This window comes from Paenibacillus sp. FSL K6-1330, assembly GCF_037976825.1.
In the GTDB taxonomy this organism is placed as follows: domain Bacteria; phylum Bacillota; class Bacilli; order Paenibacillales; family Paenibacillaceae; genus Paenibacillus_AQ.
In genome coordinates this window covers 4224832-4248887 of record NZ_CP150269.1, presented here as the reverse complement: position 1 = coordinate 4248887, position 24056 = coordinate 4224832, and the positions used below count along the sequence as shown (strand labels likewise).

General features: G+C 48.9%; 20 protein-coding genes. 19 read left to right on the top strand and 1 reads right to left on the bottom strand.

Annotation, left to right across the window (positions count from 1 at the left end):
* The first annotated feature begins 63 nt into the window (after positions 1-63).
* The 15 genes from NYE54_RS19090 to NYE54_RS19020 all read left to right on the top strand — a co-directional run bounded on the left by NYE54_RS19090 (position 64) and on the right by NYE54_RS19020 (position 18927).
* Positions 64-1446: a sugar ABC transporter substrate-binding protein gene (locus tag NYE54_RS19090; protein ID WP_339265384.1), complete on the top strand. Its 1383-nt coding sequence runs from the start codon at positions 64-66 to the stop codon at positions 1444-1446.
* Between the two features lie 97 nt (positions 1447-1543).
* Positions 1544-2437 (top strand): sugar ABC transporter permease, encoded by an 894-nt coding sequence (locus NYE54_RS19085; protein WP_339265382.1) that lies wholly within the window; start codon positions 1544-1546, stop codon positions 2435-2437.
* Between the two features lie 11 nt (positions 2438-2448).
* Positions 2449-3285: a carbohydrate ABC transporter permease gene (locus NYE54_RS19080; RefSeq protein ID WP_215159481.1), complete on the top strand. Its 837-nt coding sequence runs from the start codon at positions 2449-2451 to the stop codon at positions 3283-3285.
* A gap of 5 nt (positions 3286-3290) precedes the next feature.
* Entirely contained in the window at positions 3291-5765 is a 2475-nt protein-coding gene (locus tag NYE54_RS19075) for a family 43 glycosylhydrolase (protein ID WP_339265379.1), read from the top strand.
* A 37-nt stretch (positions 5766-5802) separates the two neighbouring features.
* A complete protein-coding gene (locus tag NYE54_RS19070; protein WP_339265377.1) occupies positions 5803-7569 on the top strand; it encodes a sugar-binding domain-containing protein in 1767 nt (588 codons plus the stop codon).
* Between the two features lie 986 nt (positions 7570-8555).
* Positions 8556-8966 (top strand): DUF6157 family protein, encoded by a 411-nt coding sequence (locus NYE54_RS19065; protein ID WP_339265375.1) that lies wholly within the window; start codon positions 8556-8558, stop codon positions 8964-8966.
* Positions 8967-9165: 199 nt separating this feature from the next.
* The gene (locus NYE54_RS19060) at positions 9166-10425 is read left to right on the top strand and encodes an MFS transporter (protein ID WP_339265373.1); all 1260 of its coding nucleotides are present in this window, start codon (positions 9166-9168) and stop codon (positions 10423-10425) included.
* Positions 10426-10978: 553 nt separating this feature from the next.
* Entirely contained in the window at positions 10979-11254 is a 276-nt protein-coding gene (locus NYE54_RS19055) for an acyl carrier protein (RefSeq protein ID WP_076321631.1), read from the top strand.
* A complete protein-coding gene (locus tag NYE54_RS19050; protein WP_339265371.1) occupies positions 11241-12755 on the top strand; it encodes a hypothetical protein in 1515 nt (504 codons plus the stop codon). Before NYE54_RS19055 ends, NYE54_RS19050 begins: the two co-directional genes overlap by 14 nt.
* 22 nt (positions 12756-12777) lie before the next feature.
* Positions 12778-13884 (top strand): hypothetical protein, encoded by a 1107-nt coding sequence (locus tag NYE54_RS19045; protein WP_339265369.1) that lies wholly within the window; start codon positions 12778-12780, stop codon positions 13882-13884.
* Positions 13856-15031 carry a radical SAM protein gene (locus NYE54_RS19040; protein ID WP_215159469.1) on the top strand — a complete coding sequence of 392 codons (1176 nt, stop codon included), beginning with the start codon at positions 13856-13858 and terminating at the stop codon, positions 15029-15031. The genes NYE54_RS19045 and NYE54_RS19040 overlap by 29 nt, the downstream gene beginning before the upstream one ends.
* A 60-nt stretch (positions 15032-15091) precedes the next feature.
* Entirely contained in the window at positions 15092-16075 is a 984-nt protein-coding gene (locus NYE54_RS19035) for an ABC transporter ATP-binding protein (RefSeq protein ID WP_076321627.1), read from the top strand.
* Positions 16072-16881 (top strand): ABC-2 family transporter protein, encoded by an 810-nt coding sequence (locus NYE54_RS19030; protein ID WP_339265366.1) that lies wholly within the window; start codon positions 16072-16074, stop codon positions 16879-16881. Before NYE54_RS19035 ends, NYE54_RS19030 begins: the two co-directional genes overlap by 4 nt.
* A 12-nt stretch (positions 16882-16893) precedes the next feature.
* Positions 16894-17697: an ABC-2 family transporter protein gene (locus tag NYE54_RS19025; RefSeq protein ID WP_339273561.1), complete on the top strand. Its 804-nt coding sequence runs from the start codon at positions 16894-16896 to the stop codon at positions 17695-17697.
* Between the two features lie 138 nt (positions 17698-17835).
* Positions 17836-18927 (top strand): hypothetical protein, encoded by a 1092-nt coding sequence (locus NYE54_RS19020; protein WP_339265364.1) that lies wholly within the window; start codon positions 17836-17838, stop codon positions 18925-18927.
* Positions 18928-19037: 110 nt separating this feature from the next.
* Here NYE54_RS19020 and NYE54_RS19015 read toward each other — a convergent pair whose 3' ends face one another.
* Positions 19038-19652, bottom strand: coding sequence for a TetR/AcrR family transcriptional regulator (locus NYE54_RS19015; RefSeq protein WP_339265362.1), 615 nt, complete (start codon positions 19650-19652; stop codon positions 19038-19040).
* 125 nt (positions 19653-19777) lie between these two features.
* Here NYE54_RS19015 and NYE54_RS19010 point away from each other — a divergent pair, with 125 nt between their 5' ends.
* The 4 genes from NYE54_RS19010 (at position 19778) to NYE54_RS18995 (ending at position 24041) form a co-directional block, all read left to right on the top strand.
* Positions 19778-20983 carry an MFS transporter gene (locus tag NYE54_RS19010; RefSeq protein WP_339265360.1) on the top strand — a complete coding sequence of 402 codons (1206 nt, stop codon included), beginning with the start codon at positions 19778-19780 and terminating at the stop codon, positions 20981-20983.
* A 361-nt stretch (positions 20984-21344) separates the two neighbouring features.
* Positions 21345-22337, top strand: coding sequence for a phosphotransferase (locus tag NYE54_RS19005; protein WP_339265358.1), 993 nt, complete (start codon positions 21345-21347; stop codon positions 22335-22337).
* Between the two features lie 596 nt (positions 22338-22933).
* Positions 22934-23269, top strand: a complete 336-nt coding sequence (locus NYE54_RS19000; protein WP_339265356.1) for a hypothetical protein — start codon at positions 22934-22936, stop codon at positions 23267-23269.
* A 187-nt stretch (positions 23270-23456) separates the two neighbouring features.
* Positions 23457-24041, top strand: a complete 585-nt coding sequence (locus NYE54_RS18995) for a TetR family transcriptional regulator (RefSeq protein ID WP_339265354.1) — start codon at positions 23457-23459, stop codon at positions 24039-24041.
* Positions 24042-24056 lie beyond the last annotated feature (15 nt).

Sequence of the window (24056 nt, the reverse complement as noted above, 5' to 3'; positions counted from 1 at the left end):
TTATAAGTTATCATGATTTCGTAAAGCGCTTACACCACATCTTTTAAAGAAGAGGGGAATCGCATGAAATCGAAGAGCAAATTCGCAGGCATGATCATGCTGCTGCTGATGTTCGCCTTAACCGCTTGCAGCGGCGGCAATGGACCAAAGGACGGAGCTACTCCAAGCAACCCGGACACTCCGAAATCAGGCAATGAAGCTTCCACCGGGCAGGACTCAAAAGAACCTGTAACGATTGAGTTTATGGGCCACGGCAATCCGAACGAAAAGAAGATTTTCGAAAAGCTGATCGCTTCCTTCGAGGAGAAGTACCCGCACGTTACCGTTAAATACACTTCGGTGCCGCCAGGTGAGTACTCACAGAAGATGACGACGCTGATCAGCTCCGGCAAGGTTCCGGACGTATTCTACGTTGGAGGTCCCGAGTTTTACCGCTTCGCGGAAGCCGGAACGCTCCTCAACATTCAGTCCTATCTGGACCAGACCTCATTGTTTAATCCCGATAACGTATGGAAGCAGGCAATGGACCGCTATCGCTTTGACGGCAGCAAGGTCGGTGCCGGAGACATGTACGGACTGCCCAAGGACGTAGGACCATGGTCATTTGTTTATAACAAGGATTTGTTTGACGAAGCAGGTGTACCTTACCCTTCTGCAACGGCAGGGGAATGGACCTGGGACGACATGCTGGAAGCCGCCCAAAAGCTGACGGTCGATGCTAACGGCGACGGAAAGCCCGATCAATATGGTGTAGGCGCTTACAGCTTGGAATCGGCAGTATGGGGCAACGGCGGTGAATATATCGACTACGCCACTGGCACGGTAAAGGTAAACGAGCCCGAATTCTATGAGGCGATGCAATTTGTCGCTGACCTGAACCTGAAACATAAGGTCAGTCCGAATCAGGAAGCCGAGCAAGCGATGAATGCATATACCCGCTTTATTAACGGCCAGCTGGCGATGTTTGCGATGGGCCCATGGGATCAGCCTGCATTCTGGGAGCTGCCTTTCGATTGGGACATTGCTGCGTGGCCGGCAAGCCCGAAGACGGGACAAACGGCGACCTGGCTCGGCTCGATGGGATTTTCCGTTTCGGCGAAATCCAAACACCCGCAGGAAGCGTTCGACTTGGCGGCCTTTCTGTCCCTGGATGAGCAAGGGCAGCGCGAAAACTACCAGCTTGGCCAAGCGGTTCCTAACCTGATCGACATGGCAGAAGGCGAATTTAAGGAAATGGACAAAGGACCGCAAACACGGCAAGTATTCCTTGATATTATCCAAGATTACGGACGCCCGGACGTGGTGGCTTTCTCGAAGGATACGCAATGGATCGATACGTTCAACCAGAACGCGAGCAAAGTATGGAACGGTGAGATGTCGGCAAAAGACTTTACGGCCCAGATCCAGCCGAAGATGCAGGAGCTGTACGACAAAGGAAATAAATAATGCCGTAAAAGGCAGGGGGGCGTCAGCCATCCAAATCGGTGCCTCCCGCCGTACGGACATCCTGTCATAACGAATACAGGCGAAGGTGGAATGGAATATGGGTACCAAGCTTGGCGGGTATCGCAGAAGAGAACTGGCGTGGTTGTATCTGTTCGTGGCTCCGCCGGTTCTCGGGTTTCTTTTGTTCGGCCTTGTGCCGATCTTGTTCTCGATCTATATCAGCTTTCACAAATGGGATATGCTTACCGATCCGCAGTGGTCGGGGCTCGGAAACTATAAGGATCTGTTGAAAGACGAGAAAGTGTTCAAATCGTTGTACAATACGATCTATTTGATGATCGGCATTCCACTCGGCATGATCCTCTCGATGCTGCTGGCCATCTTAATGAACCGCAAATTTGCCGGCATCTCGTTCATGCGGACGATTTATTATCTTCCGGTCATATCGCCGATTATCGCGGTATCACTGCTGTGGCAGTGGATATTGAATCAGGATTACGGATTGCTCAACAACTTCCTGTGGGAAACGTTCGGTATAACCGGGCCTAACTGGCTGGGCAAGCCGGAGTGGGTGAAGCCTTCGCTCATCCTGATCGGGCTGTGGAGCGGCATCGGCGGGAACATGGTGCTGTACCTTGCAGGATTGCAATCGATCTCCTCAACGTATTATGAAGCTGCGGAAATCGATGGCGCTGGTGCATGGCACAAACTGACGCGAATTACGATCCCGCTGCTCACGCCGATCCATTTTTTCGTCGTCGTCATGGGTATCATTGGCGCGTTCCAGTCATTCAGCCAAATTTACGTGCTTGCGGTGGATGGCGGGCCGGAATACAGCGGTGCCACGGTCGTCTATTATATTTTCCAGCACGCGTTCGAGTACTTCAATATGGGCTATGCCAGCGCGGTGGCCTGGGTACTGGGCATTCTCATCTTTATCGTTACGCTCATTCAATTTAAGCTTTCCAATCGATGGGTTTACCAAGACTAGGGGGGAAATCTGTGAAACGGGAAAAAATGACGGACCTCTGGTCGCTGCTGCTGTTGCTTTGCGGTTCGATCTTTATGATCGCACCGTTCATATGGACCATCTCGACTTCATTAAAGGATCGGCGAAACGTATTTGAAATTCCGCCACAGTGGATTCCCGATCCGATTACGTTCGATAACTATGCAAAAGTCTGGCTGGAGTCGCCCTTGCTTCACGGATTCATGAACAGCTTGATCATCGTGGTGATCGTCCTAACGATTGGGATGCTGGTATCCGCGATGTCTGCCTATGCGTTCGGTAAATTCGAATTTCCTTACAAAGGCATGCTGTTCATGGGTTTGCTCGGAACGATGATGATTCCGTATTCGGTCGTTATGATACCGCAGTATATCGGATTTTCCAGGCTGGATTGGGTGGACACACTGCTGCCGCTCATCGTGCCCGGCCTGTTCGGCAACATCGTTGTTATCTTTTTTATCAGGCAATATATGCAGAGCGCGATGCCGACGGAATTGATCGAAGCGGCGAAGATCGACGGCTGCAGCTTTCCGGGCATATTCTTCAAAATCGCGCTGCCTATCATGAAGCCGGCCCTCGCTGCTCAAGCCGCACTTGGCTTTATGGGCATTTGGAATGATTTTCTTGGTCCGCTGATTTACTTGCACACGCCTGAGAAGCAAACGATTCAAGTGCTGATCGCCTCGATGCAGGCCATGTACATCGGCCAGTCGGACTATCCGATGATCATGGCTGCCGCTATCATCGCCATGGTGCCGGTAATCATCGTGTTCTTTTTCTGCCAAAGATATTTTATCGAGTCGATGGCAATCAGCGGAATCAAGGGGTGAGGCATGTGCCGATAAGTATGCCGCGCCTGACGAAGATCGTTTGTTGTCTTGGCACGTTAGGATTACTGGCCGGATTGGCATTGTCGGGATGCGATTCAAGAACGAAACCGGAGGCGGTCGATTTGGACATTTACAACGAAAAGATGTACGCCAATCCTTTTCCTTCCCTAGAGGAAGAATGGGAGGATTACGGCAATGGGGACCCGTATGTATTACGGCATGACGGCCGCTATTATTTGTATGTCAGCACGAAGGATCACCGGACGGGCATCAAGGCTTGGATATCGGACAATCTGGTCGATTGGAAGTATGCGGGTCTGGTGACGGAGGATCCCGTATCGACCGGCGCCTACGCACCAGAAGTGATTTACTGGAACGGCTGGTTCTATCTCTATACGTCTCCGGCAGGAAAGGGGCATTATGTGTTTCGCAGCGAATCGCCGACAGGCCCGTTCGAACGGATCTCCGAGAACGTCGGGATGAGTATCGACGGCTCGGTGTTTATCGACGATGACGGCTCATGGCTGTTCACGCATGCAGGTTCGTCAGGCATTGTCGGCGTTCCCATGGACGGCCCCGCCGAATTCGGGGTGGGTCAGACGATCCCAGGGCCCTATCTGGGACATTGGACGGAAGGGTCCATGATTATCAAACGGAACGGAACCTATTACATGACGTATACCGGCAATCACGTGTTCAGCAAAGGTTATCGCATTCACTATGCCGTGTCCCATGATTCGCCGCTCGGTCCGTATACCGTTCCGGTCAACAACCCGCTTGTGATTAGTACCAAGCCGGAGTTCTACGGGCTCGGCCACAGCTCGACCGTACTCGGACCCGATCTGGATTCCTATTATCTCGTATATCATAACTTGACGGGAAGATCTCAGGAAGGCCCGCCTGTCCGTCGCATGAACATCGACAGGCTGGTCTTCAACGGAGACAAGATGGAGATTCTGGGGCCTACGAATTACGACCAGCCCGTTCCGGGAGGGCCGGTCTTTGCCGATAGGCTGGATGCAGCCGCCATCAATCAAAGCCGGTGGGAAGCAGTGAATTCTGGAGGAATGGCACAAATCGTGAGCAAGGAGAGCACGGATCAAATGTATACGGCCGAATATAACGTGGTCCCATCGAAGGCTCGCGTCGCGGCTTTGTTTGCGTATCAGGAAGCGAATCAATACGGATTCGCCGAAATCGAGCCCGAGCTAAACCGGATATCCGTGGGCAGGATGGAGGGTGGAACACGCGATGTGCTTGCAACGGCGAAGATTTCCGAAGACACGGATTGGTCCAAGCTGCACACGATTCGCGTCGAGCGCGGAGGAGATCGGCTCCGGGTTTACCTGGACGGCACTCTGAAGCTCGATCAATCAGCGGAACCGTTTGGATCAGGCAAAATCGGTTATCGATACGAAACCGGCGAGCCGAGCTTTTCGTATACGGCATTCTCGAATCACGCTTCCGGCAGCAGTGATTTCGAAACGGCAAAACCGCTTCCGGGCAGCATTGAAGCGGTGCATTACTTAAGCGGCGAAGGCAGAGGATTCTCGGTCCGTCATCCATCGGCAGCAAGCGCATGGCGTAGTTCTGACGGTACGGCGATCCAGGTGGCAGAGGATGGGAGCTACTCGGCATCGCTGACGGAAAAAGGCGACTGGTTGCGTTATGCGGTGAACGTGTCGGAATCCGGCATGTATGCGCTGGACCTAACGGTCAAGGCCGGAGCGGGGCCGGCATCCTTCAAGCTGCTCGTGGACGATAAGAAAGCCGGAAACTATAAAGTCGACGGCAGCCATTACTCCGGTAACGAACCCTGGGTTAAAATTCGGGTTGGATCCCTAAAGCTTGAAAAGGGATTACATAGCCTTGCCATTCAATTGGACAGCGACCATACGATGGAATGGAAAACGATGGACTTCGAGCTGGTCGACGAGCATACGTTCAAGTTGGAGCATCTTTTGGAACAAACAAGCTCCGAGGATGTCCACGGCCAGTGGATCGAAACTGTCGGCGGTTTTGCCGGGGCTGCTAATTCCGATGCAAAGATGTATGGAGGAAGCCCCCTTTGGACCGACTATCGTATCCGGACGACCGTGAAGCTGGGCGACGATCCGTCCGGTCAGGCGGGCGTGCTCTTCCGAGTGACTAACGAGTCGGATTTCCGGGATCAAGTGAGCGATTCGCTGATGGGATATTTCCTTGCGGTCAGCGCGACGAAACTCGAGCTGTACAAACATAATTACGATTCCGAATTGCTGCATAGCGTCAAGGTTTCGCTGGAACCAAACGAGCCGGTAAGCTTGCGCATCGAGGCGGTCCGAGGCACGATTCGCGTATATGTGCAGGACGGGGAAGAGCCGGTCCTGACATACGATGATCCCCAGGCATTCATGCAGGGGAGAGTAGGCCTGCGATCGGTTCATGTGGAGCAGATCGAGCTCGGCGACTTGACGGTGGAATCCATAGGTACGAAATAGATACGATAAACTTACAGAAGATGGAGAGTGGAACATAATGTCTAGCTCGCACAAATATATTAAAGACTATCCCAGACCGCAATTGGTACGTGAAAACTGGGAAAATCTGAACGGGGAATGGGATTTCCGGTTCGACGATGCATGGGAAGGGGAAGATGGCAAGTGGTACGACCGTCTTGAAGCCGACCGCAAAATTACGGTCCCCTTCGCGTTCGAGACGAAAGCAAGCGGTATAGCAGATGAATCGTTCCATCCCTGCGTATGGTATGAGCGGATGGTTGCCATACCTGCTAAGGAAGCAGGCAAACGTGTCTTGCTGCATTTTCAAGCGGTCGATTACTCGGCGACCCTGTGGGTCAACGGCAACAAAATCGGTACGCATGAGGGAGGATACGCAGCCTTTTCCTTCGATATTACCGAGGCGGTCGAGCTTGGCCGAGAGAACAGGATTACTGTTCGAGCTGTGGACAGCAACAGCTGTACCCAACCGCGCGGCAAGCAGCGATGGATGAAGGACAACTTCGGCTGCTGGTATGTGCAGACGACGGGGATATGGCAGACCGTATGGATGGAGTACGTGAATCCGATTCATATCAACCGGGTGAAAATAACTCCTGAGCTTGAGCGCGGGGCAGCGAACTTCCATTATGAACTCGGCAATTCCGGGCATGATTATGATGGATTAACCCTTCAGACGATCATCCGGTTTGACGGGAAGCTGATCCGCTCGACGGAAACGAGTGTGGAGCGAGGAACCGTAACGGTTGACGTAAGCGTCGTCAACGAAGCGGTAGGGGAATGGAAGATCAAGCCATGGCATCCGAATCATCCGAATTTATACGATGTCGAGATGATCCTGAAACAAAACGGTAATCCCATCGATACGGTCTATTCATATTTCGGCATGCGGAGCATCCGGATCGTAGGCGATCAAATTATATTGAATCATACGCCGATCTATCAGAGATTGCTGCTGGACCAGGGCTATTGGAACGATACGCATCTGACGCCTCCGTCGGAGGAAGCGCTGCTGGAAGACATCGACAAAACGCTTGCCCTAGGCTTTAACGGCGTGCGCAAGCATCAGAAGCTGGAAGATCCCCGTTACTTATATTGGTGCGACCGCAAAGGGCTGCTGGTATGGTCGGAAATGCCGTCGACCTACGAATTCGGGGACGATGCGGTGGAGCGATTCACGAATGAGTGGATGGCTGTTGTCCGGCAGCATTACAATCATCCTTCCATTATCGCATGGGTACCGTTCAACGAGTCCTGGGGGATAACCGACATAGCCACCGACCGCAAGCAGCAACAATTTACCGAATCGATCTATCATTTGACCAAGGCATTCGACCAGATGCGGCCGGTCATCGTGAACGATGGCTGGGAGCATACGATTTCGGATATCATCACACTCCACGATTATGAAGAGATAGGCGCTATGCTGGAAGAGCGATATCGGGACAAAGACGCGCTGTTAGGCAACGAATTTGCGCATAACAAGCATCGTTATCCATTCGCACAGGGTTATGGCTATCGAGGCCAGCCTGTGATCATCAGCGAATATGGCGGCATCGCCTTCACAAGCGAAGAGGGTTGGGGTTACGGCAATCAGGTTCGCAACGAGGAGGAATTTTTGAAGCGATACGAGGGAATTACGCAAGCCATAAAAAATTTACCCTACGTGAGCGGATTCTGCTATACACAAATTACGGACGTGCAGCAGGAAGTGAACGGCTTGCTGACGATCGATCGTAAACCGAAAGTGAACATGGACTCAATTCGAAGCATAAACTTGGCGTAAGCGAATAGAGAACGTACAACCATACTTTTTTCTGGAATAGGTTATGTTTTCTCATGAGATATAGGCATGGAAAGAACAGGGACTCGTCAATCGACGGGTCCCTGCCGCTTCTTCCAGCCGTTTTGGAGTTTGTTTTTCATATAACGGGAAAATACAACGTGCCGGATATAGGCCCATAATGAAGAGTTGCTTGACGGAAACTCAACCTGAACAGAATGGATAAGCTCGAAAAACTCCACGAAAGAGCTGGTAATGGCAATACCTATTCAATAAATGCAAACGTCGGGACAATTGATGGGCAGTGTGCACTGAAGTATGCAGTGTGCATTTGATGTATGCAGTGTGCACTGATGTATACGGTGTGCGTCTGCTGTATGCGGTGTGCGTCTGATGTATGCGGACAGGAGATCCGCTATTTCCGAATAAATGTACCAAATTCAAGACTTCGCGGACACAGAATCCGTTATTCTCGGTTTCTCCTGTTTTTAGGGTGGTATATCAGGAAATAGCGGAATCTGTGTCCGCTTAACCTTATATTAAGCCCCTTTGCTTACGAATAGCGGAATCACGGTCCGCACGTAGTTAGTCTAACAGCTTCTATCTCGTAAAATGCCCCAAAGTATCATTGGTTTCCCATATGGGTTTCTCTATAATTTAAATATTTTTCGCACCTGGCGATAAATATTCAGATTATATTAATGTTTCCAAAAGTAGATAAATTGGAAAGGAGATATAGCGATACAAGAAACATGTCGTGCATCTATGTGTCTTATATAATGGCGCTACAATAAATTATATTACAATCCAAAAAGTTATCTCTAGTAAGGAGAACAATATGCAATGTAGACGGGAGAACTTTATGTTACGACGTAAGTTGTTGTCCTGAGAAAACCACTATCTCTGCAAAGAAAATGAGGATATTATGTTTATATGGAAAGGGCAGGATGAGAGAGAACTAAAAATGAACGGGAGGTAATTCTTATAATATGAAAGATATGAATTATTACAATACCTTTATTCAAGTTTCTGAAGACTGCCCTGTTAGCGCGGCTAAAATTCCGAAGGCAAAAGGTGAGTCTAAGACCATACCGGTTATTCAGTATGAGATGATATCGAACCATCCCTACCAATACACGCAAGAGGATGTGTTATTTGAAGTGTTTGCCGCGCGCAATCATATCTCGGAAAATGATAGAGTATTCGCTCGCGAGAAGTTCTTCTCCAAAGGGCAGCCTTGTCTCCGAACCTCGTCCTTGAGCAAACGCTTTGGCTGGGGTATTCATCATGACGCTCAAGGGAAAGTCGCGATTTATGCCGTAGAGTCAGAGGAATACGCAAAACTCATGAACGATAAAGGCATTGCTCAAGTAAAGGCGATGCGCTCCAAACGAGCATAGGAGATATCGGAAATTTCATGTTCGCCTATACAGTTCAATGAGACACATAGGAATTGTAACCAAAGGATCGGAACATAAATCATTGGATCGGCCGCCGTTCTGATGGACGTAAAATGAGCAATTAAGAAGAAATGTCACATGATGTTTTAAGTTAAAATAAGTGTAAATCGCGTGAGATAATACACGAAAGGGTGGGATGATGTCAGAAACCGAAGATGATAAGAAAATCCATTGGAAAAGGAATATCATTCTCTTCTTAAGCAGCCAGACACTCTCACTGTTTGGTTCTGCCTTGGTGCAATATGCCATTATGTGGTACATCACGCTGACTACGCAGTCAGGCATGATGATGACGCTGTATATTATTTGCGGATTCATTCCGACGTTTTTGCTGTCGCCGTTTGCGGGCGTATGGGCGGACCGCTTCAATCGTAAATCGCTCATTATGATTGCGGATGCTATGATCGCGGTGGTTACGCTAATTTTGGCCATTACGTTTATGCTTGGCTACCAAGCGGTTTGGCTGCTGTTTGTCATTTCTGCCGTACGTGCACTCGGGGCAGGCATTCAGACACCAGCGGTCGGGGCGATATTGCCTCAAATTGTACCGCAAGAGAAGCTAACGAAAGTTAACGGTATTAACGGCAGCCTGCAAGCACTCACCATGTTCGTAGCGCCTATTGTCAGCGCAGCTTTGCTTACGATGGCAACGATCGAAATGATTTTTTTTATCGACGTCGTTACGGCTGCGATCGCGATCTTTACCTTGTTTGTCTTTCTCAAAATTCCGCTGCACAAAAAGGCATCTGATATACAAAGTACAGGCTACCTGGACGACTTCAAGGAGGGCTTGGCGTATATAAAACAGCATGCCTTTTTAAAATCCTTTTTTATCTTCTTCGCATTTTTCTTTGTGCTCATGGCACCTGCTGCCTTTCTGACTCCGCTGCAGGTTACCCGCAGCTTCGGTGACGATGTATGGCGCTTAACGGCAATCGAAATCGCGTTTTCCGTCGGCATGATGGCAGGAGGAGGGATCATCGCGTCATGGGGCGGGTTCAAAAATAAAGTGTACACGATGTCCATAGCCAGCTTCATCATGGCCGCGTCTACTTTTGCGCTCGGCATTGTACCTGTATTCTGGATTTACTTAGCCATCATGGCTGTGTTCGGAGTAGCGATGCCTATATTTAATACGCCGACGACCGTCATGCTGCAGGAGAAGGTGGACGAAAATTATCTGGGACGTATATTCGGTGTCTTCGGGATGATCTCGACTTCCATGATGCCCATCGGGATGTTGATATTCGGACCGCTTGCTGATGTGGTTAAAATCGAATGGCTGCTGATCGGTACCGGACTGTTTATGCTCGTACTTACGGTATTCTTCGCTCGGAACAAGCGATTGGTTGAAGCGGGTTTGCCACTGCCAAAAGAACAAGAAGCCACTTCGGATTAATGCTTCAAGCCTGGACCACAGCGGCTTCAGATCTAGTACATCCGTCTGCCACGGGATGTTTTTCCAGTTATAATAAGCGAGGATGAATATCCGAACGCCCCATTCGTTAAAGGATCAGCAGAAAAAAGGATCAACAGAAAATCGACATACCGAATGAAGTGTGGAAGCTTATACGAAGTGTCCCAGGCTGGTTATCGTGCGCATAGGAACCATCAAGCATATTACCAAGTCATGAATACAAGGAGCTAGTGACCTTTAGAGGTTACAGCTCCTTTTGTCGTGAACAAGAATATCTACGTAGATGAAGCCGCGGTTATCGAGACTCTGATCCATCCTTATAATTTTCTAATACCATCTGGACGTAGTTTTCGGCAATTTTCGTTCTATCGAATCCTGTTATATTTATTGTTGACAGATTTTAACACCAGGAAGATAATAATTGTAACTATGGTAAAAGGAGGGAATATGTTTTAGGAGTTTTTGTTCGAATGGAATTTCTAAATGTAAAGATTCGGTTGTACCTCGTATATTAACCCACTAAAGGAGTGTAGTCATGTACGGTAAAATCGTAGACATTTTGTGCTCTATCAAAGAAGACCAACCGGAACTCCGCCAAAACCTGTCCCTCGATACGGATCTAAACAACGATATAGGCCTCGATTCTCTGCAAATGATCCAGTTTATGCTCAAAGTCGAAGATCAGTTAAACGTGGTCATTGACTATGACCAATTCGATTACGAACATCTCCAGTCGATCGACTCATTTATCACTTTTCTGAAAAGCTGCCAATCGCAGGAGCAGCCCCTATACGAAGATGTCAAGCAATGATGCCGGCGTGATTCCGAAAATCGTGATGGGTACCTTCGATCCCGAAACACGTTGGAGGGATCCGGATCTGGCCCGGCTGCCCGCTATGCCCGATAAGGACCGGGAATCGATTGTCCTCTGCATGGACGAGCTGCTATTTCCATTTTGCGGACCGGACGATGTCCTTTACAGTCGTTGCAAAATTGATCCGGCGCTGCACGAATACCTGAACGGGCTGGGTTTTTCTTTTCAGTCCCATTATCACTATGATTTGAACGATGAGCATAAGCCTTTACCAGGATCAGACGTTTTCAAGCGGTGCATGTTCAGCCTTGCAGCCGAACAAGCCCAAGATCCTATAACGGCAAACAGGGTGCTGCAGACGGCAGGTGCCGGTTATTCTGAGGGTGCACTCTTGCCGGGATCGATCTCTTCCTTATATGCCGCAAACGGTTTGCGCCAAACACAATCACCGGATGAAGCGTTGTTCACCAATGCTACCAACATTCTATCACCGTACGCTATTACGGCAGAAACGGAAACTTACCTCCGTGCCGCTGGACCGTTTAGTCCTTTACCGGACATGGAGACGGTTGTACGTGTCAACTCCAAGATATACTCGAGCAGACTCCTGGCTGGCATCGGCGAGAAGCGCTACGGGTTGGAGGCATACAGCGCTGCGGAAATAGAGGCAATTGGAACTACACTTTTGAAGCGAGGACCGTATTTGCTGAAAGATCCATTCGGTGTTTCGGGCAAGGGCAATTTGCTCATTGACAGCGAAGCCATGCAGCGAAGAATAGCGGAGCACCTGTATAAGCAGGAGGGCAGCGGATTACGCGTTCAGTTTCTGCTAGAGCCCCTGCTGCCGAAAGTGACCGATTTCAGTTCTCACTGGTTCATCCGGGAGAACGGTGAGAAGGAGTTCATCTCCGTTCAGCGGATGATGAATCACCAGCAAAATTACAGCGGGTCTATCCAAGCCGATGAAGATTTTAACGACATGCTGGAGAACGCCGGCTATTTTACGGTGTTAGAGAAAGCGCTCCGGGCGCTGGCCGAGGACGGCTACCACGGCTTTGTCTGCTTCGACTCCATGATCCTGGAGGACGGAGAAGTCGTATCCATTGTGGAGATCAACGCCCGCAAGTCCATGGGACTGATTAACGCGTATCTCGATAAATGGTGGGAACCATACGGCCTTACCGGCTGGCTTACGTTCTTCTCTCTCGGTCTTCCGCAAGGCTTCACATTCGGGAAACTCCTGCATTCTCTGCGCGAATCCGGTCTTCTGTTGACAGCACCCGGGGATTACGGGATCGTTCCGTTATCATCCAATACCGTCATGGTGAACGAGATTCTAACACGGCGCCGTATCGCCGAAGGAACACAGAACAAACGGGGGATGCCGAAGGGACGGCTGTATGCAGCCGTGCTGGGACGTGACGACGAACATCGCAGCGAATTGGTCAAAAGCCTGCGTCAGATGCTCGCCGACTTATCCGTTAAAGTGTACAACTAAATCTGGAACTCGGAGGCTGCGCATGTATTCATCTTCGGTCACCTTGCTGGCGTCGGGCAATTCGCTTGGCGCATACATTCCGGCTATGCATCTGCATACGTACCTGCAAGGCAAAGGTATCGGAACAGAGGTTCATGTTCTGGAGAACTTGTATCACGAGGAAGTTCGGCACAAGATACACTCTACCAAAAAAGCATTCCATGCGGATTTCTCCGTTGCCCGTATGGGCCATAAGTTGGCCAAGCCCGTTGACTCTTCCCTGGCCGAGGAAGCGGTTCGGAGAATGCTGGAGGACTGGAGACAGGCCGGTGTCTCCCGTTTTGCCGTCTTTACCGGCTTCTGGCTGCCAATCCTGGAGCGTTATAAGGCAGCTGCCGACATCCCGCTGGACATCCGGCTGATTCGGTTGGATGCGAGTGATACGCCGTCTTATAAGGTACACAAGCAATTATATTTAGGCTACGACAACATCTGGTTCTATGAGCCCTCAAAGCTGTCGCCGGACAGTTACCTTGCTTCGGACGAAGCGGAGCCTCTGCCTTACGCGCAGCGTTCCGGACGCATTCTGATCCATGGCGGCGGCTGGGGGATCGGGACCTATGCCGCAACGATCTCAGAACTTCGTAAGCTCGGATACAGCCTTGATGTGATCGTTTACGATCCCTCCGAGGTGGAGGAGGACGACGGGGTTACGCGCTACTTCGGAACGGTGGCCTTCTGGGATCCGTGGAGCAGGGATGTGCAGGGGCGGCACACATTTCCGCCGATGGTCCGTTATGTCCGTGAAGACGGCGTTCTCCGGGAGTTTCCACTCGGGGATTACTCTGCTTACACGGACCTCATGCGAAATTGCGTTGCAATCATCAGCAAGCCGGGGGGAGCGACCCTGAACGACTCGCTGGCGTTCGGAATCCCTTTTGTCATGCTGGAACCGTTTGGCGACCATGAGCTTCATAATTCAGCCTATTGGGAATCCTGTGGTTTCGGTATCCGGTTTGCGGAATGGAAAGCTCAGGATTTTTCGAAACCTATGCTAGAGGAGATTTGCAGACGTTTGTTGGAGCAGCGATCAAAAATCAACCATTTTGGGAGGAACACCTATGCAGCCGAAAACAGCAGTTACGTTTGACCAACTGACGTTCCGTAATATGAAAAGAACCCTGGTACCGCTAGCCGAGACGGGAAGGAAGCTCAAAGAGGACCCGACTTATGCGGCCCCTGTGCCTTATGAGATTGGGATCAAACTCAATAACGGATGCAATCTGCGCTGCAAGCATTGCTTCGAATGGAATCCGGAAGGCTTCCATCACGGCTTTGCCAAAGAAGTAAAGAACGATGAAATCGAGATTCCTGTCGTGGAGAAGCTACTTGCCGAAACGAGAGAACGCAAATCGCGCGTGTTCCTGTGGGGCGGGGAGCCGCTGTTCTACTCCAAGTTCGATGAACTGGCGGAGCTGCTGGCCAAAGAAGACCGGTATACGACCATTTGTACGAATGCGATTCTCATTGAACAGAAGCTGGATTCTATTCTAAAAATGTCGGAAAATCTGGTCATGCTGATCAGCCTGGAAGGCTTCGAGAAAGAGAATGACGCGATTAGAGGCAAAGGTACATTCAAGAAGGTGATCCACGCCATACAGCTCCTGCTGGATCTGCAAAAGCAGGGCTTGTACAAAGGCAAAGTATCTGTAGCTCTGACAGTAAATGACCAAATGGTCGGCCAGCTTTACAGCTTTATGGAATACTTCGAAGAGATGGGCGTAGATTCCGTGTACTTCTGCTTCCCTTGGTACATCCCTTCCGGTACGGCGGAGAAAATGGATACCTACTTTGATGCCCATTTCCCGCACCTAGCTTCCCGTTTTGCGGACGATCATAAAAACAGCTGGCACTCCTTCACATTTCACATCTCGCCGGAGCATTTCGATACATTGATCGAAGAGCTGAAACGCGTCAATTCACGCGTATGGAATGTACGTATCCGCTATCAGCCCGCGCTGGAGCCCGAAGAGGTGGAAGGGTTTATCCGGGGAAGCGAGAAGCCGGCCATGAACCGGACGAAGTGCTTCTCGATCTCGAACCGGATGGACGTGATGCCGGACGGCAAAGTGAATCCGTGCAAATTTTTCCCGGAATTCAGTGTCGGCAATTTGTATGAAGATAGCGTGGCGGATATTTTCCACGGCGAAGATCTTCGGAAACAGCGCGAGGTTCTGGCCTGCGGTTTGATGCCGATTTGCTCGAAATGTGTGCTGCTTTATAACAATGGAGTTTAAGCGTTTAAACTTTATGCCGTTCATTCAGGCAGATCAGGCATACGTTTGGGAGGAGCGGAGATGGACTATATCCGTGTACGGGAGCTGCACAAATCGTTTGTGTATTACCGGAAAGAAGCCGGACTCAAAAATTCATTGAAAAACTTGTTTGCTCGCAAGTCACTGGTGAAGGAAGCGGTTAAATCCGTTTCCTTCGATATCGGTCCCGGCGAGTGTGTTGGTTTTCTTGGGCCTAACGGGGCGGGTAAGACTACGACGCTCAAGATGTTATCGGGCATTCTATATCCCACGAGCGGAGAGGCCGATGTACTCGGCTATGTGCCGTGGGAGCGAAAGAATGAGTTCAAGCGGCTTTTCTCCATCGTGATGGGTCAGAAAAACCAGCTTTGGTGGGACCTTCCCGCCAGCGAGTCGATTTATTTGAACAAATGTATTTATGACGTGGACGATGATCTCTACCGCCGGAGTCTTGCCGAGTTATCGGAAATGCTTGATGTGCAGGACCTTTTGGACGTGCAGGTGCGTCGGTTGTCCCTGGGGGAGCGGATGAAAATGGAGCTCATCGCCGCTCTAATCCACCGCCCTAAGCTGCTTTATCTCGATGAGCCGACGATCGGCCTCGATTTCCCTTCCCAGAAGAAGGTCAGGGAGTTTCTGAAATACTACAATGAACAATTCGGCGCGACAATTCTGCTGACGAGCCACTACATGAAGGATGTGGAGGATCTGTGTAAGCGGACGATCATCATTAATGAAGGCAGTATTCTGTATGACGGTGATCTTCATAAAATCAACGATCTTTTTGGCGAGAACAAAGTGATAAGGCTGCAATTCTCCGAACCCGTTGCCGAGCAGCGGTTGGCCAAATTCGGAAAAATCGTCAGCGCAGACGACTACAACGCAGTTTTGGAGCTGCCTAAGTACCGCTTGAAGGAAGTGTCGCGTGCCGTGCTCGATTCGTTTCCGATCGTGGACTGGACAATAGAGGACGTGGCGATCGAGGAGAGTATTTCGATGCTCTACCGCAAGGAATCCGTCGGATGAACAGAGGCAAATTGTATAGGGCTGTTTTTTCAATGGGCGTCCAGCATTCGATGGAATACCGTTTTCACTTCTTTCTTGGTCTTCTGGGGGCCACGTTTCCGATTGTTGTCCAGTATTTCATCTGGACGGCGGTGTACCGGCATTCCGGTCAGGATGCGCTGTTCTCGTATTCGTACGGTCAAATTATATTGTATACGATCTTGGCTGGATTGGTGTCCAAGCTGATCGCTACCCAGTTCGAGCACCAGATTGCCGACGATATCAAAAACGGTGGTCTTAACAAGTATTTGATCAAACCGATCAGCTATTTCGGGTATCGGCTGGTATCTTTTTTCGGCCAGAAGGCGATCTATTACGGGATTACAGCTTTACTGCTCATCGGGATTATTGGTTTCGCATCTGCTGGTGGCGTGCTCGAGCTCCAGGCTATACGCCTGATCCTGTTCGCGGTCACGCTATCGGGGGCGCTTTTGCTCAATTTCCTGATCGCCTACTGCATCTGTGCGAGTGCTTTTTATCTGCATGAGATCTCGTATTTTTTTGTCATTACAAGTCTGCTCGTCAATATTTTGAGCGGAGGCATGTTTCCGCTCGAGATTTTCGGGGAGTCGATTGTGAAGGCACTTCAGTACACGCCATTCCCATATACGATTTATTTTCCGGTCAATATCCTCAGCGGCAAAGCGGAAGCGGCGGCTATGTACCAAGGGCTGCTAATCCAGTGTGGGTGGATTCTGCTGTTCTTCTGGTTATCCCGTCTGACTTGGCGCATTTCCATGAAGAAATATTCGGCAGTAGGGGGGTAACGGACGTTGCGTATGTTTAAAAACGCGAAGAAATACATGCGGCTGTACGGTTTATTCATCAAAAATTGCCTCATCGCTCAAATGGAGTTTCGGGGCAATTTTATGATGAGCCTGCTGGTCGAATCCGTCTACCTGCTCGCCAAGCTGTTATATGTGCTCGTCGTGTTCCGCACCGATCTTCATGTAGATGGCATACCGCCCGAAGGGCTGCTTCTATTTATAGGCATGCATACGGTGGTGACCGGAATTTATGTCGGCCTGTTTTTTACAAATTTCATGAAAATTCCAGAATATATTAAGGACGGTTCGCTTGATTTAATGCTGACGAAGCCGGTATCTCTTCAGTTCATGGCTTCCTTGCGTTACGTCGATTTGGCGCTGCCGATCCCCGATATTCTGGTTGGGTTCGTCATGGTCGGTATCGGCTGGCATGCCATGGATATTCCGCTGACGTTCCTGCAGCTCGCGGGGTTTGCCCTGCTGCTGCTCGCCTCTGTTATCATCACATACTGCCTGATGATTATCCCGGCGCTGCTGTCATTCTGGTTCGTCCAGACGGGCTCCGTATCCGAGATCGCCCATTCCATTTGGGACGCCAACAATTTCCCTATGGCTATTTACCCGACCTGGGTCCGGCGGATCGGAACCTTTGTTATTCCTCTATTCCTCATTACCAATTTCGGACCGATGTTTCTGCTTGAGCAGCTCAACTGGCTGCATGTGGGACTGGCGCTGGCCGCTTCACTTCTGCTCTTCGCAGCTGTACGGCTGCTCTGGAAACAAGCCGTAAAAGGATACAGCAGCGCGAGCAGTTAAGCCAGCAGTTTGGTGGGTCTGAATGAATGCCAAGCTTGCATCCTTGCATGAGGAATGAGAGTAGATGCGCCCGGGCTCAATCGCACCGAACACTGCTGGTCAGGATTCCGGATCACTTGTCAGAAAGGGGAGAATCAGATGAACGCGTTTCAGCTTCCGGTGGTGAATCCGCCGCTTAAAGGATTTTTGCGGTGGGCTTACACACTCTCGATCACCAGCATCCACGAAGAAACGATGCCTTGGTATTACAGCAATTTTATCCAGATGTTTTGCAAAAAAAACTTTCTGGAGGACGGCAGGCAGTATTATGTCGATTTTTTTCGGGGCAAGCCCAACGAACTGAATTTCAACAACCCGTTTCTTCTCACCTGCTCGGTCAATTATACGATTCTGGAGAGTTTGGCATTGGACGCCTGGCCGAAATTTTTCGCGGATCAGATCCAAAACGGCTATTATTGCGTTGTGTTTTTGGACGAAGCCAGGCTATCGCCGGCGGCCTCCTATCAGAAGGAGCCGTTCCCACATCATCTTTTTCTATATGGTTTCGATTGGGACGAAAGTGTCTTCTATGCGTCGATGTTCGATCATACGGGAGTTTACCGCAATTTGCAGATCCCGTTCCGGGAGTTCCAGGACGCCGTTCAGTCCATGAGGCATCTTCTAAAGGAGAGGCTCACGGCCGACCATCATACGTACTTTTATAAATATGAGCCGCATTCTCCATATCCTTTTGATAAAACGGCCGCGATTGATCAGCTGCGCGATTATTTAAACGGAGAAACTCATCTCAACCGGATCAATTACAATTCGGACAACGAGGAAGCTTTTGGAATTAAGGTCTACGACTATTTGCAACTGTACTTTGATGCCGTAGAGGGTAACGATTCCCGGCTCGGTGACCGTAACGATGTAAGACACCTTCATGTGCTCTGGGAGCACAAAAAGATGATGAGCGAACGGATTGGATACTTGGTTGATGAGGGGATCATCCCGTATGATGAAGAGCTTGTGGCTGGCTACAAGGATATCACCAAAAGGGCGATGAAGCTGAGAGATCAGTATATTCGTCATGAAATTCGCGAAGATAAAGAAATGTTTGAACGGCTGAGGCTCCGGTTCGATGAGTTCCAAAAGGAAGAGCCTGTTCTCCTGCAAAAACTGATTACGCTGCTCGAAGGCTCGAAGGAGTCACTGGTAAGTACCTGCGGAACCCGATGCGATACATACTAGAAAGCAGACCGGGTATTCAGTAATAGGGGAAGTATTGTTAGAGCAAAACCTGCTAGCCATGGCTAGCAGGTTTTTTGTTTATTTTACTTTATGGCTTAATGATGGTCGCGTTAGCCTAACTTCGTCGATAATGAATCCCATATGCTCATCAGTTGAGTAATGGCGGCATCCAGGGCTTCGTATGAAACACCGTCTCGTGCTTGCGTCGACATTCCTTGCAGAAATGTTTCGAATAAGGTTACCAGCATGGGGATATCCGTTGAATCCGGCAACTCTTTATTGGCTACGGCCCGCTCTATACAGCCTTTTAGCCAACTGTGGACCCTAGCTCGTTCCTTGGCAAGCATCTCTCGGATGTGTTGTTGCTCGGGTGAACAATTCACAGCGGACAAAATCAACAGACAACCTAGAGGGTGGGAGCCTTCTGTCTGCATTTGAGCCGATCGTCGTAGTCCTTGTTCGATGGCCGTTCTTGATGTCACACTTGTATCCCTGAAACTTTCAGAAACTTGTCCATACCTCGAGATATATTCATCCATTACTTCTCGGAACAGAGATTCTTTTGATTCGAAAGCGGCATAGAAACTCGCTGCAGATATATCGCCCATGGCAGCACGTAACTGAGCAAGCGAAGTGGATTCATAGCCGTGTTCCCAGAACAGAAGCATGGCGGCAGCAACTGCCTCGTCACGATTAAAAGCTCGTGGTCGTCCCGTTCGTGCCATATAAATGCCCCTCCTTTATTACTTTTATACTAATCGATCCAGAAGTCCTTGACAAGGGAGAAGGGTGAATTTAATATATGGAATGATCGATCCATAATTGAATTTATCATGAGGGGGAAAATATTTTGTCTCAATTATCATCTTCCACGAGTACGGCACAAACGGTAATTACGCCTGCCAGACTTCCTTGGTTAGCACTGCTCGCGCTTGCGATGACAGGTTTTATTTGTATCTTTACAGAAACCATTCCAGCCGGTTTACTACCGCATATCTCGGGAGGTTTGAATATTACAACAGGAATGGCCGGACAGCTCGTAACTTCCTATGCTTTGGGTTCCATTGTGGCGGCAATTCCGTTTGCTATGTTTACCGGTGGGATGAGGCGACGTCCGCTTCTGTTAGCTATTATTGTAGGTTTTTTCATCTTCAACTCGATTACCGCACTGTCAAGCAGCTATGCATTAACGCTGGTCGCGCGATTTTTCGCAGGTGTATCTGCCGGTGCCGCATGGGGGATGATTCCCGGATACGCACGTCGTATGGTTCCGGATGCTTTAAGAGGTCGTGCCTTGGCAGTTGCGATGGTTGGTACTCCGATTGCTCTTACGCTAGGCGTGCCGGTTGGCACCTTGCTCGGTGATCTGATCGGTTGGCGACTTGTATTCGGACTCATGTCACTTCTGACTCTCGCATTAATTGGATGGGTTCTGTGGCAGGTGCCGGACTATCCCGGACAGCCTGGAAATCAACGTATGACGATCCGTCAAGTGTTTGTTATGCCCGGCATCCGTCCGATTCTTATGGTGGTACTGACGTGGATGCTGGCACACAATATTTTATATACGTATATCGCGCCGTTTCTTGAGCCTTTGGGACTGGCTGGGCGTGTTGATCTGGTCTTGCTTGTATTTGGAGCGTTCGCACTGATCTCGATCTGGATTGTGGGTCTGTTGATAGATCGACACCTGCGCCTGCTTGTCCTACTTAGTCTGTTGGGCTTCCTGCTGGCAGCCGCAGCACTAGGGACGGGCGTCACATCGGCATTCGTCGTTTATGCGGTCGTGGCATTATGGGGATTTACCTTCGGCGGTGCCGCCACCATACTGCAAACAGCGCTTGCCGATGCAAGTGGTGAAGAAGGTGTGGATATCGTAATGCCAATCAATACTACAGTCTGGAATCTGGCCATCGCCGGTGGCGGGATTGTCGGGGCTGCTTTGTTGGAGTTTATTGGAGTCAAGTCGTTTCCGGGAGTGCTGTTGATTCTGCTGCTCATTGCATTGACTATTGCGTGGAGTTCGAAGAAACATGGTTTTCCCAGCAAAACATAAGACTATATAGGTTTGTTTTTCATGCTGGATAAAACTTGTATAATCCATGTTATGCTATGCTTGTAATATATTAACGTTAATATAGTGATGAAATCGGTAGTAACTATATACTGACCTGAAGTAAGTATGCCAGTAAGGATCTTTAAAATTCATAAAGGAGAAACATATAATGAGTATAGAATCAGAACTCTTCTCAAATATACCGGCTTGGGGAATGATCCGCTGGTATGAGGAAAAGGGGGAGGTCCTTTAAAATGTATAATCTCACTAGGACCTGTTATATGGGATATCCTGCACCCCTAATGTTGAGTTAAGTTTCACCCAAGCGATTCGAAATGGGGTTCGTATGAAAGGAGTGCGCATGGACCAAAACATAAAATTAATGTTCTTGGATGAACATGCCATTGAAGGTGCAGCACGGTTCGGAGTTAGCCCCAAGGAGCTGACTTTTATTGGAGGATTTCAAAATTTTGTATATTCCTACAATCGCAATCATATGAAATATATCCTCCGTTTCACACCGAGCACTCATCGCACAGATGAAGGACTTGCAGCTGAATTAGAATGGATTCGTTATCTATCAGAGAATGGTCTGGCAGTTTCAGACTCGGTATCTTCGATTAATGGAAAGGACTTTGAACGAATCCAAGGAAATCATATTGATTTCTACGTGACCTCATTCAGATATGCGCCTGGTCGTAAAATCGGATACCCCGAATGCCTAGATAATCCAGTACTTTACGAGCAATGCGGACGCCTGACTGGCCGTCTCCATGAACTGTCGAAGCGTTACAAACAAAAGGCAAATAGACACACATGGGAATGCAATGAATACCTATTACGGGCCAAACATTATATACCTGCAGAGCATCTACCAATTCTTCATGCACTTGATGAACTTAAAAGACATTTGTCCAGTCTCCGTGTTACTACTGATAATTTCGGTTTGATACACGGAGATATCAATGTAGGAAATTTCATGGTTGATGAATCAGGGGAAATAACGCTCTTTGACTTCGATGAATGCCAGTACAGTTGGTATGTCGAAGACATTGCCATCCAGCTTTATTATTTGCTCTACGTATTCGGGGAAGATTCGAAGGCAGAGCGTAAGCTGCAGTGCGAACTTTTCATGAAACATTTCGAGCGGGGCTATACAGAGGATGGCCGTCAAATGCCTGACGGCTGGAAGGATCAGCTGGAGCTCTTCCTGAGACTGCGTGAAATTATCGTGGTTGTCGGTATGCACCGGAGTTGGGATCTAATTCAAGCAGATGGTTGGACCCGTGATTTTTTAAGTGATAGTAGGATGCGGATTCTAAAAGGAATTTCGTTGATCGACAAATTCCAGTAATTTATAAAAGCGAGGAAAAGACGGAACAAGTATGGTTAGATGTTTGATAAACACTTCATAACTGAAAGCCCTCAAACCCCGAAGCCTTTGTGTTAAAATGTGATATCCACTATCCACTTGGTATGATCGTAACCGACCATTCAGACTATATTGTATTGGAAAAGGATCATCCGGAGTTATGGAAAACGGGAATTAATACGTTGTCTGAATCTGCATTCGCACCACTTGGATTGAGATTGATAAGGTGGATTAAAGCGCTGCGTGTAAAGAGGGTCTTTATCATAACTCATGATGGAACGGTAACGAACTACCGATGCTTGTTAGGTGAAGATGGATTGACAAGGTCTGATTTCTTAGGAGAAGCTGGCTGGTACAAGGTGAAAATATAGCCACACTTTGGATATTGGATAATTCTGGGCTGTGATTGATGTTATAATCAAAGTGGACGCTTTATTTCGACACGAGGGAGGAGATGGCGGCTGAATAAACGCACATGGTATGTCTTTCTGGCAATTTGCGTTTTGATTCTAATCAGCGCGATGATATATTCGGCGTTTCAAAACAGAACATCGTTTAAGGAGATAGTCCTCGATCAGTTGAATGAACCTGGGACTATTAGCCATATGAGCGTCGGGAAAAATCGGTTTCGTCCGAACGAGCAAGTGATAGAAATTACAGATCCCGCAGAGATCGAGCGCATCATGAACACCTTTTCCGAAGTCAAACTGCGTAAAACCAGCAGAGTGGATCACGGTGACAATGAATATGAAGTTTGGTTCCAGGGCCGTAACGGCCCGACCTTCGCCGTATACTTCTTTAGTTCAGACCACGTGCGAATCTATAACGGTTCGAGCAATCATAAAAGGTACAACAGGGAGTATAAAATCGTGAACGACTTCGATTTTGGGGTTATCGAAAATCTATTTAAATGAACGAATGAGGAGGAAGGTCATGGGAAGGTTGACGTTTCTCTTCATTATTTTTGGAACCCCAGGCCGATGTGAGGGTCATTTAATATACTCGTCCGTATCATTTTTGAATCGTCTTCTGCTGCTTGAAAAAATACTGGACTACTCGTTCCAGTTGGTTTATACTCATGTAGAAAAGGAGGGGGTATCAATGGGACGGACCAAGGAATTTGACCGGGAGCAAGTACTGCGCAAGGCCATGATCGTTTTTTGGGAAAAGGGATATGAAGCTACAAGCATACCGGATTTATTGGAATCCATGGAGTTGAGCAGATCCAGTATGTACGAAACGTTTCACGATAAACAGACGCTGTATTACGAGGCCATCCAATATTATAAAAAAATGTCGCAAAAAAAACGCGATCAGATGATACATGCAACTTCTGCGATCGCGGGGATCCGCCAGTATTTCGAGCTGCATATCATGAACGCTTTTGCCACGCACGGCGAAGCTCTCCCCAATGGATGTCTGATTACGAATGCTTCTATTGGTTTGGATACGGTGGATGAGCCCTTGCAGAATATGATTCGCCAAAGGTTTACGGAATTGGAGCAGCTGTTTTATGAGACCTTAAAGAAAGGGCAAGAAACGGGAGAGATAGCCCCGGAGAAAGATATTAAAATGTTCTCGTACCTGCTGCTGAATCTCAACCATAGCATCAACGTAATGGCCAGGGTCCAGAGCGATATTAATAAAGTCCACGGTATGATGAATGCGGTCTTCGAGATGCTGTAAATCTATTTTTTTTTC